The organism is Sporomusa intestinalis (assembly GCF_055383785.1).
This window is the reverse complement of record NZ_AP042390.1, coordinates 4,236,156-4,250,084: the sequence shown is the minus strand read 5'-3', so window position 1 is coordinate 4,250,084 and position 13,929 is coordinate 4,236,156. Positions and strand designations below refer to the sequence as shown.

Below are 13,929 nucleotides of genomic sequence, written 5' to 3'. Positions count from 1 at the left end.
TTATGAGGTGTTGGGACAACATGAAAAACTTTATCGATACTCCGGTGTACTCGCAGATTGCCCTGGATATTGCGACCCGTATTGCCAAAGGCGAGTTGAAGGAGGGGGCCCGGATATCCGGGCGTTCTTTACTGGCAAGTGAATACAATGTATCACCGGAAACGATCAGGCGTTCACTGCGTTTGCTGGAAGACATGGGGATTGTCGAGGTGCACACAGGCAGCGGCGTAACAATTAAGTCCCGGGTAGATGCCCTGCAGTACCTGGAAAAATATAATACCGGCAAAGACTTACGGGACCTGAAAGCCGATATCTATAAAAAAATTGAGGAACGCAACAGCCTGAACCTGGAGATACTGGAAACCATTGAGCATATGTTTGATCTTAGTGAACGGCTGCGGAATATCAACCCCATCCACATTATGGAGTTTGAGGTGCCCCTGAATTCCCCGCTGCTGGGAAAAATGATCGGCGATGTTCAGTTCTGGCAGGGGACCGGCGCCACGATCGTGGGCATCAAGCGGGACGGCAAGGTGATTGTGTCGCCGGGCCCCTATGCCTGCTTCATGCCTACCGATATTATTTTGTTTATTGGCGACACCGGCGTCTTTAAACGGGTGGAACGGATGATGACCGAGGGCTGAACCGGCACGCAGCAGCTGCTTGGCAGCAGGCACGGCCATTGCTTTGTAAGCCGCTAAGCGGATTAGCAAGCAAGGCCGTGCCTGTTTATTCTTGCGGTTTTTTCTTGACATAGTAACAACTTGCATACTAAAATAAAGTTGTGAGTTGTGAAGAAAAAGGAGTGAAAATATGTTGAAAAGGAAAACGGTACTTTTGCTGCTGGGCCTTGGGGCTATGCTGATATTGCTTGCCGGCTGCGGCAGCAGTCAAAGTCAACAACCCTCTGCCAAACAGGCTACACTGAAGTTTGCCGATGCCGGCTGGGACAGCATTAAGTTTCACAATGCGGTGGCGATGTTTATGATCCAGCATGGTATGGGGTACAAAGTGGAAGAGACCAGCGGCACCTCCACTCTTACCTATCAGGCCATGAAAAATGGCGACCTGGATATTTACATGGAGTCCTGGACCGATAATCTGACTGATTACAAAACCGATGTGGAACAGGGCAATATCGTCGAGTTGGGCGTAAACTTTGACGATAACGCGCAAGGCCTGTACGTTCCCCGGTATGTGATTGCAGGGGACGCAACACGCAATCTCCCGCCCTTGGCCCCAGACCTGAAGACTGTACAGGATTTAAAGAAATACAAAGCGGTCTTTGCTGACCCGGAAACCAGCGGTAAAGGGCGTATTTACGGGGCAATCCCGGGCTGGGAAGTCGATAAGATCCTCTATAAAAAGTATATGAACTATGGTCTTGACAAAGACTTTACCTATTTCCGTCCCGGTTCTGATGCTGCTCTGGCGGCGGCATTTACCAGCGCCTACGAGAAAGGGCTGCCGATTGTGGGCTATTACTGGGAGCCGACCTGGCTGACAGGCAAATATGACCTGGTCAGACTGGGGGACACGCCTTACGATCCGGACACGTTCACTGAAGGCAAAGGTGACTTTGCCGCCATCAGGGTCACGATCAGCACTAATAAAGATCTGGCGGCGAAAGCACCGGATGTTGTTGAGTTCCTGAAAAAATATAAGACATCAAGCGCGATTACGGCCAAAGCGTTGGCCCATATGAATGAGACGAAGGCCAGTTATCCTGAGGCCGCCAAATGGTTCCTGGCCAATAATGAGCCCTTATGGCAGCAGTGGGTAACACCCGAACAGGCCGAGAAAATTAAAAATGCCCTGAAATAATCACGCAGTTGGGAGAGAGTATGGAAAACTTGTTTACGACATTTCCGGAAGTATTGCAATTTGACATCGGCACTCCCATTAACCAGGCCATCCTGTATTTGAGCAAAAACTATGGCGGTGTCTTTGATTTCATCAAAGCCATACTATCAGGTTTTACCCTGAGCATTCAATATGTGATCGAATTAATCCCCTGGTGGCTGACTGTCATTGGGGTTGGTGTATGGGGCTGGCGGACAAACGGCCGGCCCGCCCGGGGCATATTGTTCAGCTGCCTGCTGCTGAGTATTGGTTTTCTGGGCCTATGGCAGCTGATGCTGGAAACAATTGCGCTGGTAATCGCCTCTGTTTTGATATCCTTGTGCATTGGCTTCCCGATCGGTATCCTGGTGTCAGGCAGTGACAGAGCCAATCAGGCCGCCCGGCCGATCCTTGACGCCATGCAGACCATGCCGACCTTTGTCTATCTGATACCGGCAGTCATGTTTTTCGGCCTGGGACAGGTGCCGGCAGTGATCGCCACCACAATCTATGCCGTACCGCCGGTGATCCGCCTGACCAGCCATGCGATCAGGCAGGTGGACGCCGAAGTGGTGGAAGCCGCCCGGTCGTTTGGCTCCACCTGGGGCCAGACACTGGTTAAAGTTCAGATTCCTCAGGCTCTGCCAACCATTATGGCCGGCGTGAACCAGACGATTATGATGGCTGTCGCCATGGTGGTCACTTGTTCCATGATTGGCGCCAAGGGGTTAGGCATGGAAGTGCTGATCGGGATCAACCGCCTGGAAATCGGGCGCGGGTTCACGGCCGGGGTTGCGATTGTCATTGTGGCGATCATTATTGACCGCCTGACCCAGGGGGGCTCAGCCGCTAAGAAGCAATAAGGGAAGGAGACCACCCCGTGAAGGAAATTTTAAGAGTACATCAGTTAAGCATGCTTTTTGGCACCAACACGGCCGCGGCTCTTAAAAAACTGCAGGCCGGGGCCACAAAAAACGAGATACAGAAAGCGACAGGGGTCACCGTGGGGCTTTTTGATGTCAACCTGTCGATTGGCGACGGCGAGGTTTTTGTGATCATCGGTTTGTCCGGCAGTGGCAAATCCACTCTTGTCCGGTGTCTGAACCTGCTGCATCAGCCTACCGCCGGCGAGATTTTTTTTAAGGACGCCAATGTGACCCGGTTTTCCAAACAGCAGCTTATGGATTACCGGCGCAATAATATTGCCATGGTCTTTCAAAACTTTGGCCTCATGAGCCACCGCAATGTATTGGGGAATGTGACCTATGGCCTGGAAGTGAAAAAGGTGCCGGCCCCGGAGCGCGAGCAGACAGCCCTGGCCATGCTGGAAATGGTCGGTCTGTCCGGCTGGGAGCAGCATCCGGTCAGCGCCCTGAGCGGGGGGATGCGGCAGCGGGTTGGTCTGGCGCGGGCCCTGGCCAATGATCCGGACATATTATTGATGGATGAGCCATTTTCGGCCCTGGACCCGATTATTCGCCGGGATATGCAGTTTGAGCTGTTAAGTATTCAGAAAAAGGTGCGCAAGACGATCATCTTTATCACTCATGACATTAACGAAGCCTTTAAGATTGGCAATCGCGTGGCTATTATGAAGGATGGCCGCCTGATTCAGACCGGCACGCCGGAGGAACTGCTGGAAAAACCGGCAGATGAATATGTTGAAAACCTGATTAAAGATATTGACAGGACCAGGATTTTATCGGTGAAGCAGGTTATGACCGCCCCGTCGGCCATCATTAATGCCGGCGCCGGCTGGCATGTGGCCATGCAGCAGATGCGGTCCAGCGGTGTTTCCAGTGTCTACATGGTGGATGAAAATATGCGGCTGACCGGATTATTGACGCTTGACCATGCTATGCGGGTCCGCAGTGGCGAGCTTACCCTGGAGGAAGCCGTCATCCGGGATATCCCGCTGACAACGCCGGAGGTATCCTTGCAGGAACTGATGCCTGTTGCCGCCGAGGCCAAATATCCCATTGCCGTTACTAACGGCAATGGACAGCTTGTTGGGATTGTAACGAAAGCGGCGGTGCTTTCTTCGCTGGTTGTGTAAGCGCAGCAAAGCTTGCCGCCTGAGCTGGTAAAACAACCGAGCCGCTGCGCTGGCTTGTATACAAGTCAGCGCAGCGGCCCGGTTTCGTGTTTACAGAAGTTTTTTGCTTTCAGCCTTTTTCAGGAATTTGGCAAGCTCGATAATATAGCGCTCGTGCGTGCCTTCCCCTATTTTCTCCCTGTCGTCATAGGCTTCAACCTTGAATACCAGCTTTTTGCCGGTGATTTCCGTCAGTTCGGCTGTGGCCCGGACCGTCATGCCAACCGGCGTGGCCGCCAGATGTTTGACGGCAAGGTCAATTCCCACCGTGGCCAGGCCTGACGGCAGGTGCGGATCAACCGCCGCCAGGCAGGTCCCTTCCATAAGCCCGATCATGGCCGGCGTGGCATACACAGCAACCCCGCCGCTGCCATATTTTATAGCCGTGTTTTCACTGGTTACCTGTTCTGCTCTTTCTGCTTTCATACCTGTCTGTAAATTAAATTCCATGTGCATCCCCTTTCCTGTGTGGCCGGAGCGCTATATTTTAGCGTTCCGGCCTTTTTTTTCTGGCGTAATCGCCGCTTATCCTGCGCCGCCGCAACGCCAGGCGCAGGCAAAACACCAATTCTTTGTTGGCAAAGTCCAAATGTACGGTGTCCATAATTTTTTCCAGACGGTTAGAGAGCGTATTCCGGTGAATATACAGTTCGCCGGCTGTTTCCGTCAGGCTTTTGTCACATTCCAGATATTTTTCCAGGGTTTGCAATAGATCGGCCCCGGAGTGTTTGTCCCCCATTTCCAGTTTTTCAATAATCGAGCGGCAGACCTGGGCCAGGATGGAGGAGGAATCATCGTTTTCTAACATGGAGTAACAGGCAATTTCATAAGGAAACGTAATCTGGCCACTGCCTTTTAGCTGCTGGCCCAGGCGCAGACTGGTCAATGCATTATGAAAACTTTGCCGGGCATCACTTAGCTTGGTAGCCAGTGTGCCTACGCCAATTGAGATGGTCAGGTCCCGGTACAGGCCGGTCAGGGTGTTGTGCAATACGATTCCCCAATGAGGTTCATTGTTGACAAAGCTGTGGGCAGAGGCCATAAGGACAATGATTTTGCCTGTACGTTCCGAGACAATGGACAGTGGACTGGCTGCCGTCACCAGTTGCTGCGTGGTTTTGTAAATACGGGTCAACAGGACCGGGATATTGACCACACTTTCATTTTCCGCCAGTTGAATGACCCAGCACTCAAAGAATTTAGCATGTTTGAGCCTGGAGCCGGTTAACACCTCGGCCACATTAGGTTTTGCCAAATCATCAAATAATATATATTCAAGGATGTCGCGGGAATGCAGCCGCCGGCTCTGGGCGATTGCTTTCTGCTTGGCGAAATCCAGGGCCGCCACAATACAGGTTTGTTCCAGGGCTACACTGTTAATATCTGCGAACGTGTCATTGACCTGGACAATGGAGATATGGCCAAAGGTTTCGTTGTCAGACATAACCGGGAAGGAAGTGAGCAGATAGCTGTCGCTTTCCAGGGTCAGAGTCTGCATACAGGGGGATTTTGTCCGGGCCAGCAAACCCTGCAGCTCGTCATTGTTTTCCACCTGCTTTTCCAGCCGGGCGGCAATTTGCCTGATAATAGGGCCAGGCACTCCCGGCAGTTTTGCCGGCAGCCAGCGGGCGAGGGGGGCACCATTGACATCATAGCAGCCGGCAGGGCATTGGGTGAGCTGGCCGAGACAGGTTATAATCGAGCCTAAGCCCTCGCCCTGAATGGCAACCCTGGTCAGGGCCTTCTGGATTTCAATCGTCCGGTGCAGTACATAGGATTGCCTGTTGGCAATATTGCTGATAATCGGGTTCATAATTTCCGCCAGGGACATAGCCAGCGGCAGGTCGAGAATGGGAAAGTTCAATTCATCGGCCGTTTTTTTTATTATAGCGGGAATTTCCGGCAAAAACCGTTTGGTTTTGATGCCCAGCCCGGACGCGCCGGTGGCAACGAGATCTTTGATTAAGCGTTCCTGCAGGACCGGGTCGTCTTTGGCAACATAGGCAGTCGTTAAAATCAGATCCCCTGGTTTTACCCAGTTCAGAATATCCGGTGCATCCATGATATTTACGGATATAACGGTATTATCCAGGCCGGCAAAGCCAGCCGCCAGGGATACCGATTTATCCTGAAAAAGCTGTAAGACATCTTTTATGAGTAAATGCATAATCAGCCCCCGCCGCAACATCAGAATGTTGTTTGTTTCGACATTCTTCTGCAAATTCCTGCCAGCTTGGGTCAGGCTCTTCCCGCCGCCGGCCGGCCGGCCGTAGCTATATTGTCGGAATTGAATGAATATGCAATATGCACAGTTTCAGCCGTTTTATTTGCAAACTATGCACTGGTGGAAAAATGAAAACATTCAGTATAATTAACCTAGCTTACAGGGCGGAAGGAGGCGTGAGAGCTTATAAAACGCGGTTTCAGGGCATGGAGACCAATATGGGGAAAGCGCTCTCCCAGGCGGTGAGTTTGTATATGTTGCAATTCAGTTGATGACGGAGGGAAACAATGGATGCGTTTGATTTTGGGCAGGAAACGGAAAAACTTCTCCATTGGCTGGGGGAATTTGGCAAAGATGCTACCGGCGGAGTCTCGCGTTTCCTCTACAAACCGGAGTGGGTGGAGGCGCAGCAGGCGTTAGCGCAGTATATGCGGCAGGCAGGTTTTCTTGTTTATTATGATGACGTCGGCAATTTGTTTGGACAACTGCCGGGCTCAGTTTATCCGGAAGAGACGATTTTAACAGGCTCTCATGTGGATACTGTGAAAAATGGCGGCTTGTATGACGGCCAGTTTGGCATTATTGCCGGGATTATTGCGCTGAATTACCTGCAAAAACAGTATGGGCAGCCACTGCGCAATATGGAAGTTGTTTCCGTGGCCGAGGAGGAAGGCAGCCGCTTCCCTTATGCTTTTTGGGGCGTAAAGAATATTCTGGGCCTTGCCCGGCGGGAAGAAGTGGAAGCGATGGCGGATTTTGAGGGCATAGCCTTTACTGCGGCGATGGGCAAAGCCGGTTTCCGTTTCCGGCCCGAGGGCAGTGCCGGCAGGCAAGATTTGAAAGCATTTTTGGAGGTTCATGTCGAGCAGGGCGGTGTGCTGGAGATGGAACAAAAATCAGTGGGGATCGTGGAGCATATTGCCGGCCAGCGGCGTTTTACGATTGAACTTACCGGCGAAGCCAATCACGCCGGCACAACGCCGATGGGGTACCGCAAAGATGCCGTTTATGCGGCCAGCCGTATTATTTGCGCGATTATGGATAGCGCGGCCGGTTACGGTGATCCCCTGGTAGCCACTGTGGGCAAAGTGGAGCTGGAGCCCAATATTGTTAATGTGGTGCCAGGCAAGGCCCTGTTTACGCTGGATGCCCGCCACACACAAAAAGCTGTGCTGGCCGATTTTACAGAGGCAGTGACGGCTAAAATGCAGCAGATTGCCGGCCAGGCCGGTGTAAAAATCCACATCGACATGTGGATGGACGCCGCGCCGGTTCCCCTGGACCCCGCCATTGTTGCGGTTATCAAAAAGCAATGTGAGAAAAACGGGCTGAGTTATAAAATGATGCACAGCGGGGCCGGGCATGATTCGCAGATTATGGCTCCCTTTGTCCCGACAGCCATGTTGTTCGTGCCAAGCCATAAAGGCATCAGCCATTCCCCGCTGGAGTATACCGATCCCCATGACCTGGCGGCGGGGGTAAAAGCACTTGCCGGCGCGTTATATGAATTAGCCTATAAATAAAAGGAGTGAACCGTGTTATGGGATATCCGCAAGACTTATTGGCCAGCAGGGCCGTTGTCAAGCACGGCAGTTATGCCATCATTCCCCCGGCAGGCCTGGTGAATAATGTGATACCGGGGTTTGAACAGTGCAAAATTTCGATTCTGGCCTCACCGAAGATGGGGGCAAGCTTTGTCCATTACCTGGTGACGATGGCGCCGGGAGGCGGGAATACCCGCGGCTTCGGCGGGGCGGAGATAGAAACCTTTGTCTATTGCATCACCGGCAAAGTAAAAGCCTCCACCGAGGCGCAGGCTGCTGTCCTGGCCGCCGGCGGCTATATGTACTGCCCGCCCGGAGATAAGCTGTATGTACAAAACCTGGCCGACAGTGAAACCCGGCTCCTTTTATATAAACAGAAATATGAACCGATAGAGGGGGCGCAGCCCTGGGTTGTTGTCGGCAATGTCAATGAAATAGCCGAAAGAATATATGAAGATATGGAAAATGTCAAAATTATTGACTTGCTGCCAACAGATCCGGCCTTTGACATGAATATGCACATCCTTACCTTTGAGCCGGCCGGCAGCCACCCCTTTGTCGAGACACATGTGCAGGAGCACGGGGCCTATTTATTCTCCGGCGAAGGCCTGTATTATCTGGATAATGAGTGGATTCCGGTCAAAAAAGGGGATTATATCTGGTTTGGTCCGTATGTGCCCCAGGCTGTTTATGCCGTAGGCCGCGAGAAGCTGTCTTATCTTTATTCCAAAGACTGCAACCGTGATGCTGCCTTATAGGCTCAAATACTAAGGGGTGAGGTGCCGACATGAGAATAGGAAGAGCTGAATTGAAAGAACTGATGAAAAGAAAATTCTGCCGGGCGGGCCTAAGCGGCGACCACGCGGATATTGTCGCCGATGTGCTGGTTCACGCCGATGCCAGGGGGGTTCATTCTCATGGCGCCATGCGGGTCGAATATTACGCCGAGCGGATTGCCAAAGGGGGAACCAATAGGAATCCGAACTTTGCCTTTACCCGAACCGGGCCTTGCAGCGGTATATTTGAAGGCGACAACGGCGCAGGGCATGTTGCTGCCAAGCTGGCAATGGATGAAGCGGTGAAAATGGCTCAGGCCACTGGCATTGCCGTCGTAGGGGTGCGGCGTATCGGCCACAGTGGCGCATTATCTTATTTTGTGCAGCAAGCCGCAAGAGAAAAGCTTATCGGCATTGCCGTGTGCCAGTCAGATCCGATGGTGGTTCCTTACGGCGGGGCGGAGCCTTATTACGGAACCCATCCCCTTGCTTTTGCCGCCCCCAGCCAGGATGGCAGGATATTAATGCTGGATATGGCGACCACGGTTCAGGCCTGGGGCAAGATCCTCCATGCCCGGTCCAGGAAAGAAGCCATCTCGGATACGTGGGCGGTGGATGAAACCGGCACCCCGACCACCGACCCCTTTAAAGTCAATGCCCTGGTCCCTATTGCCGGTCCTAAGGGCTATGCCCTGCAGATGATGGTTGATGTGCTGTCAGGCGTGCTGCTGGGGGTCCCTTTCGGCAACAAGGTAAGCTCAATGTATCATGATTTGAGCGAAGGCCGCAATTTAGGCCAACTGCACATTGTAATTAATCCCGCCTATTTTACTGATCTGCATGAATTTCTGCTAAATATAAACCAAACGATGACAGACTTAAATAATATCAAGCCTGCGCCCGGTTTTGCAGCAGTTATGTATCCCGGTCAGTCCAGTCTTATCAGAGAACATAACTACGAGCGGGAGGGGATTGAGATTGTGGACGATGTTTACAACTACCTTGTTTCTGACGTGATTCACAACAATGCGTATGACAAAAAAGGAGCTTTTGCCAGGTAAACAGTGCTGCAGCGGCGGGTAAAGCCCGCCTGTTTCCAGGCCGGATATTGTCGAGGAGGTATTATCATGTTTAATCTGGTTATCAAAAACGGCAGGCTTGTGACAGCAGACCGGATTTTTGCCGCCACCTTGGGCATCGCGGACGGTAAAATCGCCGCCATAACAGAACCAGGGGCGGCTGTGGCGGGCGCGGAGGTCATTGATGCGGCGGGCAAGTATATTTTTCCGGGCGCTATCGACAGCCACGCGCATTTGAATGACCCGGGCTACAACTGGCGGGAGGACTATGCCCATGGTACTGCCGCCGCCGGGGTGGGCGGGTTTACCACCATTGTGGACATGCCGCTCCAAAATGAGCCGGCACTTACTGACGGCAGCATTTTTGACAGCAAGCTGGCCCATGTAGCGCCCCGGGCTTATGTCGATTACTGCTTCTGGGGCGGGCTTGTGGATTATAATCTGACCAAGCTGACCGAACTGGACGAAAAGGGTTGTGTTGCTTTCAAGTCCTTTATCGGTCCGGTTTCGCCGGATTATGTATCGCTAACTGTCGGCCAGGCGAAAGAAGCGCTGGAGATTTTGCGGCAGGCCGGCGCCCGGGCCGGCTTCCACTGCGAGGATTATTCCATCATCAAATGGGAGGAGGCCCGGGCCCGGAAGAAGGATAACCCGGACTGGCAGGATTTCCTTGACTCCAGGCCGGTTATCGCCGAACTGACGGCCACGCAGAATATCATCAGCCTGGCCAGAGAGCTACAGGCCAAGATTCATATCTGCCATGTAAGCCACCCCCAAGTGGCAAAAATCATCAGGGATGCCCAGTTGGAAGGGGTCGATGTCACCGCCGAGACCTGCGCCCATTACCTGACCTTTACCGATCAGGATGTTCTCAACAACGGCAGCCTGTTTAAATGTGCCCCGCCGCTGCGGGACCGGGCCGCTGTAGAGGCAATGTGGGATTATGTAAATAATGGCACTGTAAGCTGTATCGGTTCAGATCACTCCCCCTGCGAACTCAGCGAGAAAAGTGAACAAGCCCATGGCGTCTTTGGGGCCTGGGGCGGTATCAGCGGCATGCAGAACACGATGCAGGTGGTGTTCAGTGAGGGTGTGGTCAAGAGAGGCTACAGCCCGACCCTGCTTGCCCGGGCCCTGAGTGCGGGACCGGCCAGGGTTTTCGGGATATACGGCAAAAAAGGGGCCATTGAAGTAGGCTTTGATGCCGATCTGGTTATCTTTGACCCTGACCAGGAATGGGAGATTACCCCGGAATCTTTGTATTATGTTAATAAAATATCTGCTTTTGTGGGTTTAAAAGGCGTCGGCCTGCCTGTATGCACATTGGTCCGGGGCCAGCTTGTCGCCAGCGGCGGCAAGCTGGTTGGCCAACAAGGCTTTGGCGAATTTGTTAAAAAAATTAAATAAGGAGGGAATTGGGTGAATAAGCGCTATGAGGTCCTTATTCGCAACGGGACGCTTGTTTGTCCCGCCGGGCTGAAAAAAGCCGATATTGCTGTCTGTGATGAAAAAATTGTAGAAATAGCCGAGGAGATAGCCGGTGATGCGGCTGAAACGATCGATGCCACGGGATTGCATGTATTCCCCGGCGTAACAGACGGGCATGTGCATTTTAACGACCCGGGGAGAACCGAGTGGGAAACCATTATGACCGGCAGCAGGGCCCTGGCAGCGGGCGGCGGCGTGCTGTACTTTGATATGCCGCTTAATTGCAGTCCCTGCACCCTTGACGCGAAAAATTTTAAGGCCAAGCTGGCGGTGGCGCAGCGGGACTCGCTGGTGGATTACGGCTTCTGGGGCGGGTTTACCCCCACCAATCTGGATAAGCTGGCCGAGCTGGCGGAGTGCGGGGTAATTGGCTTTAAAGCTTTCTCCTGCTTCAGTGGCATTGAGGAGTTTGGCCGGGCCGACGATTATACGGCCCTGGTAGGGATGGAGAAATTAGCAAAACTTCGTCTGCCGCTGATGGTGCATTGTGAGAATGCTGAAATTACGCAAGCGCTGACCGCTAATGCCCTAATGAATAACAGAACCACAGTCCGGGATTATTTTTCCGCCCGCCCGCCTATTACGGAAATAGAAAATGTGGCCCGCATGATTGCCCTGGCCGAGGAGACAGGCTGCAAATTAATCATTGCCCATATCAGCACCGCCCGGGCCGTGGCGCTTGTTACCGAGGCCAGGCGCAGAGGGGTTGATGTCTGCTGCGAAACCATCGGCCATTACCTGATTCTTACCGAGGAGGATGTGGAACGGCTGGGACCTGTGGCAAAATGCTCACCGCCGATTCGCGATGCCAAAAATCAGGCGAAGCTGTGGGCCAGGCTGTTAAACGGCGAGATCGCTTTTATTTCCTCAGACCATTCCCCCTGCGACCCGCAGCTGAAAGACGGAGAGTTTTTAACAGTCTGGGGGGGCATCTCCGCCTGCCAGTCAACCCTGCCGGCTCTGCTGACCCATGCCGCCCATGCCAGAAAGGTCGCCCTGGAGGATATTGCCGCGCTGGCGTCCGGCCATGTCAATGAAATATTCAATATTCCGGGCAAGGGCAAGATTGCTGTGGGCTATGACGGGGATTTTGCCCTGGTGGCTGTGGATAAGGCTTTTTCCCTACAGGCGGCGGATCTTTTTTACAAGCATCAGGTAAGCCCGTATACCGGCTTCACTTTCCGGGGCACTGTGACGCAGACCATTCTCAGGGGCACAACTGTGTTTAAAAATGGCAGGATTGTAGCAAAACCGATGGGCAAGCATGTGCGCCCCCGGGGCTAAGCCGGCGCATGCTCCTACTGCGGCTAAAGAATAAAAGAGAGAAGGTGCAGTCTGACGATGAGTACAAATTTAGAAAGCGGCGTTGCCACAACTATTGAGGTCCGGCCGGATATGGGGGTGGATGAGTCCCTCAGTCCGAAGCCCGAGGCGGGCCGGACAGTGGGACCGGTCGATTATATGTTCATGTGGCTGGGCGATGGCGTCAACCTGGGCAATATGACCCTGGGGGCCAGTCTGGTGGTGGCGGGAATCGCAACCCTGAATATTCTTCAAACCTTTGCCGCGGCCATTATTGCCATTGCCATCATCTCCGGTGTTTTCGCCTTGAATGACCGCCTGGGCTACCAAACCGGCATCCCCTATGTAGTCCAGCTGCGCATGTCCTTCGGGCTGAAAGGCTCCATAGTATCCTCCCTGCTGCGCGGTATTCCCGCCATCATCTGGTACGGGTTTCAAAGCTGGATCGGCGGTACGGCGCTGAATGAAATCGCCAAAATTATTACCGGCGGCAGTTTTGACAACATTTTTGTCTGCTTTGTCGTGCTTCAGGCTGTGCAGATTGTGCTTTCGCTCTACGGCTTTCATGCCATCAAATGGGTGGAATCGGTGATCTCCACCGTCATCATGGTGGCGCTGATTTATGTTTTTGGCATCCTGCTGACCAGCCACAGCGAGGTGATTATTGACAAGTGGGTTCATGCCCGGGGTACCTGGGGCTTGCCGTTCTTTGCCTTCATTATGATGTTTATGGGAAATTATGCGGCTATTTTTTTAAGCGCCGCCGATTATTCCCGCGAATTGAAGGCCGGCATCAGTGATGGCAAGCGCGGCTTGCTCTATTTCCTGCCGATTCTGATAGCCTATGGCTTCGTCTTATGTATAGGGGCCATGCTTGCCGCCGCCACCGGCATCTCCAACCCGGTAAAGGCGTTTGCCATTGTCATCAACAACCCGTATATTACCTTCTTTGTTTCCGCCTTTATTGTTATGGGGGCAGTAGCCGTAAACATGGTCGCCAACATTATTCCGCCCACCTATGTGATTACGCTGATTACCAAGCTCAACTATAAAACGGCAGTTACGATATCGGGTCTGCTGGCTTTAGGGTCCTGCCCCTGGGTGCTTGTGCAGGATTCCTCAGCCGAGGGGTTGGGATTGTTCATCCTTATCTATTCGGCCTTCTTAGGGCCCATTGTGTCAATCCTGCTGATCGAATACTACATCTTAAGAAGACAAAAGGTAAATGTCGCCGATTTGTATAAAGAGGACGGCCCCTTTGCCGGCTATAACCCCAGCGCGATTCTGGCCATGCTGATCGGCGCCGGCGCTGCCTTCCTGAAAGTGGAACTGGCATGGGTTATCGGCTTTGTAGTCGCCGGCGCCGTTTATATCCTGCTGATGAAGTTTGCCTTCAGGGACTCAGAATTCAGAAAAGGTACGATATTCGCGGAAAAACAGGCCCCGGTGGCTGGCAGTCCTGCCGGTAACCGCTAGCTGAGACAGCCGTAATCAGCCGGAGAGGCTGTTGCCGATAGGTGCAAAACTATGGGCAGCAGCTTTTTGTTTCCCCCGGCAGAATTTATCGCAGTGGGAGACG

At 52.9% G+C, this 13,929-nt stretch carries 12 protein-coding genes; 10 read left to right on the top strand and 2 right to left on the bottom strand.

What is annotated here, in order from left to right:
- The first annotated feature begins 20 nt into the window (after positions 1 to 20).
- The 4 genes from ACZ481_RS19785 to ACZ481_RS19770 all read left to right on the top strand — a co-directional run bounded on the left by ACZ481_RS19785 (position 21) and on the right by ACZ481_RS19770 (position 3,898).
- Positions 21 to 644, top strand: coding sequence for a GntR family transcriptional regulator (locus tag ACZ481_RS19785; RefSeq protein ID WP_464767057.1), 624 nt, complete (start codon positions 21 to 23; stop codon positions 642 to 644).
- 169 nt (positions 645 to 813) lie between these two features.
- Positions 814 to 1,824 (top strand): ABC transporter substrate-binding protein, encoded by a 1,011-nt coding sequence (locus tag ACZ481_RS19780; protein ID WP_464767056.1) that lies wholly within the window; start codon positions 814 to 816, stop codon positions 1,822 to 1,824.
- 20 nt (positions 1,825 to 1,844) lie between these two features.
- Positions 1,845 to 2,705, top strand: a complete 861-nt coding sequence (locus ACZ481_RS19775; RefSeq protein ID WP_464767055.1) for an ABC transporter permease — start codon at positions 1,845 to 1,847, stop codon at positions 2,703 to 2,705.
- A gap of 17 nt (positions 2,706 to 2,722) precedes the next feature.
- The gene (locus ACZ481_RS19770; protein ID WP_464767054.1) at positions 2,723 to 3,898 is read left to right on the top strand and encodes a quaternary amine ABC transporter ATP-binding protein; all 1,176 of its coding nucleotides are present in this window, start codon (positions 2,723 to 2,725) and stop codon (positions 3,896 to 3,898) included.
- Positions 3,899 to 3,988: 90 nt separating this feature from the next.
- On the opposite strand, the gene ACZ481_RS19765 is transcribed toward ACZ481_RS19770, so the two are convergent.
- Positions 3,989 to 4,387, bottom strand: coding sequence for a thioesterase family protein (locus tag ACZ481_RS19765; protein WP_464767053.1), 399 nt, complete (start codon positions 4,385 to 4,387; stop codon positions 3,989 to 3,991).
- Between the two features lie 37 nt (positions 4,388 to 4,424).
- Entirely contained in the window at positions 4,425 to 6,104 is a 1,680-nt protein-coding gene (locus tag ACZ481_RS19760; protein WP_464767052.1) for a PucR family transcriptional regulator, read from the bottom strand.
- A gap of 344 nt (positions 6,105 to 6,448) precedes the next feature.
- On the opposite strand from ACZ481_RS19760, the gene allC reads away from it, so the two are divergent.
- The 6 genes from allC to ACZ481_RS19730 all read left to right on the top strand — a co-directional run bounded on the left by allC (position 6,449) and on the right by ACZ481_RS19730 (position 13,826).
- Positions 6,449 to 7,684: an allantoate deiminase gene (gene allC / locus ACZ481_RS19755; protein ID WP_464767051.1), complete on the top strand. Its 1,236-nt coding sequence runs from the start codon at positions 6,449 to 6,451 to the stop codon at positions 7,682 to 7,684.
- 17 nt (positions 7,685 to 7,701) lie between these two features.
- Positions 7,702 to 8,463, top strand: coding sequence for a (S)-ureidoglycine aminohydrolase (allE, locus tag ACZ481_RS19750; protein ID WP_464767050.1), 762 nt, complete (start codon positions 7,702 to 7,704; stop codon positions 8,461 to 8,463).
- Positions 8,464 to 8,492: 29 nt separating this feature from the next.
- Complete coding sequence (gene allD / locus ACZ481_RS19745; RefSeq protein WP_464767049.1) at positions 8,493 to 9,542, top strand: ureidoglycolate dehydrogenase; 1,050 nt, start codon at positions 8,493 to 8,495, stop codon at positions 9,540 to 9,542.
- Between the two features lie 66 nt (positions 9,543 to 9,608).
- On the top strand, positions 9,609 to 10,967 hold the full coding sequence (gene allB, locus ACZ481_RS19740; protein ID WP_464767048.1) for an allantoinase AllB: 1,359 nt from the start codon (positions 9,609 to 9,611) through the stop codon (positions 10,965 to 10,967).
- A gap of 12 nt (positions 10,968 to 10,979) precedes the next feature.
- Complete coding sequence (gene allB, locus ACZ481_RS19735) at positions 10,980 to 12,332, top strand: allantoinase AllB (RefSeq protein WP_464767047.1); 1,353 nt, start codon at positions 10,980 to 10,982, stop codon at positions 12,330 to 12,332.
- A gap of 57 nt (positions 12,333 to 12,389) precedes the next feature.
- Positions 12,390 to 13,826, top strand: coding sequence for an NCS1 family transporter (locus ACZ481_RS19730; protein WP_464767046.1), 1,437 nt, complete (start codon positions 12,390 to 12,392; stop codon positions 13,824 to 13,826).
- Positions 13,827 to 13,929 lie beyond the last annotated feature (103 nt).

Coding starts and splice junctions, on each gene's coding strand:
- ACZ481_RS19785 (WP_464767057.1), top strand. CDS start 21: ATGAAAAACTTTATCGATACTCCGGTGTACTCGCAGATTGCCCTGGAT.
- ACZ481_RS19780 (WP_464767056.1), top strand. CDS start 814: ATGTTGAAAAGGAAAACGGTACTTTTGCTGCTGGGCCTTGGGGCTATG.
- ACZ481_RS19775 (WP_464767055.1), top strand. CDS start 1,845: ATGGAAAACTTGTTTACGACATTTCCGGAAGTATTGCAATTTGACATC.
- ACZ481_RS19765 (WP_464767053.1), bottom strand. CDS start 4,387: ATGGAATTTAATTTACAGACAGGTATGAAAGCAGAAAGAGCAGAACAG.
- ACZ481_RS19760 (WP_464767052.1), bottom strand. CDS start 6,104: ATGCATTTACTCATAAAAGATGTCTTACAGCTTTTTCAGGATAAATCG.
- allC (WP_464767051.1), top strand. CDS start 6,449: ATGGATGCGTTTGATTTTGGGCAGGAAACGGAAAAACTTCTCCATTGG.
- allE (WP_464767050.1), top strand. CDS start 7,702: ATGGGATATCCGCAAGACTTATTGGCCAGCAGGGCCGTTGTCAAGCAC.
- allD (WP_464767049.1), top strand. CDS start 8,493: ATGAGAATAGGAAGAGCTGAATTGAAAGAACTGATGAAAAGAAAATTC.
- allB (WP_464767048.1), top strand. CDS start 9,609: ATGTTTAATCTGGTTATCAAAAACGGCAGGCTTGTGACAGCAGACCGG.
- ACZ481_RS19730 (WP_464767046.1), top strand. CDS start 12,390: ATGAGTACAAATTTAGAAAGCGGCGTTGCCACAACTATTGAGGTCCGG.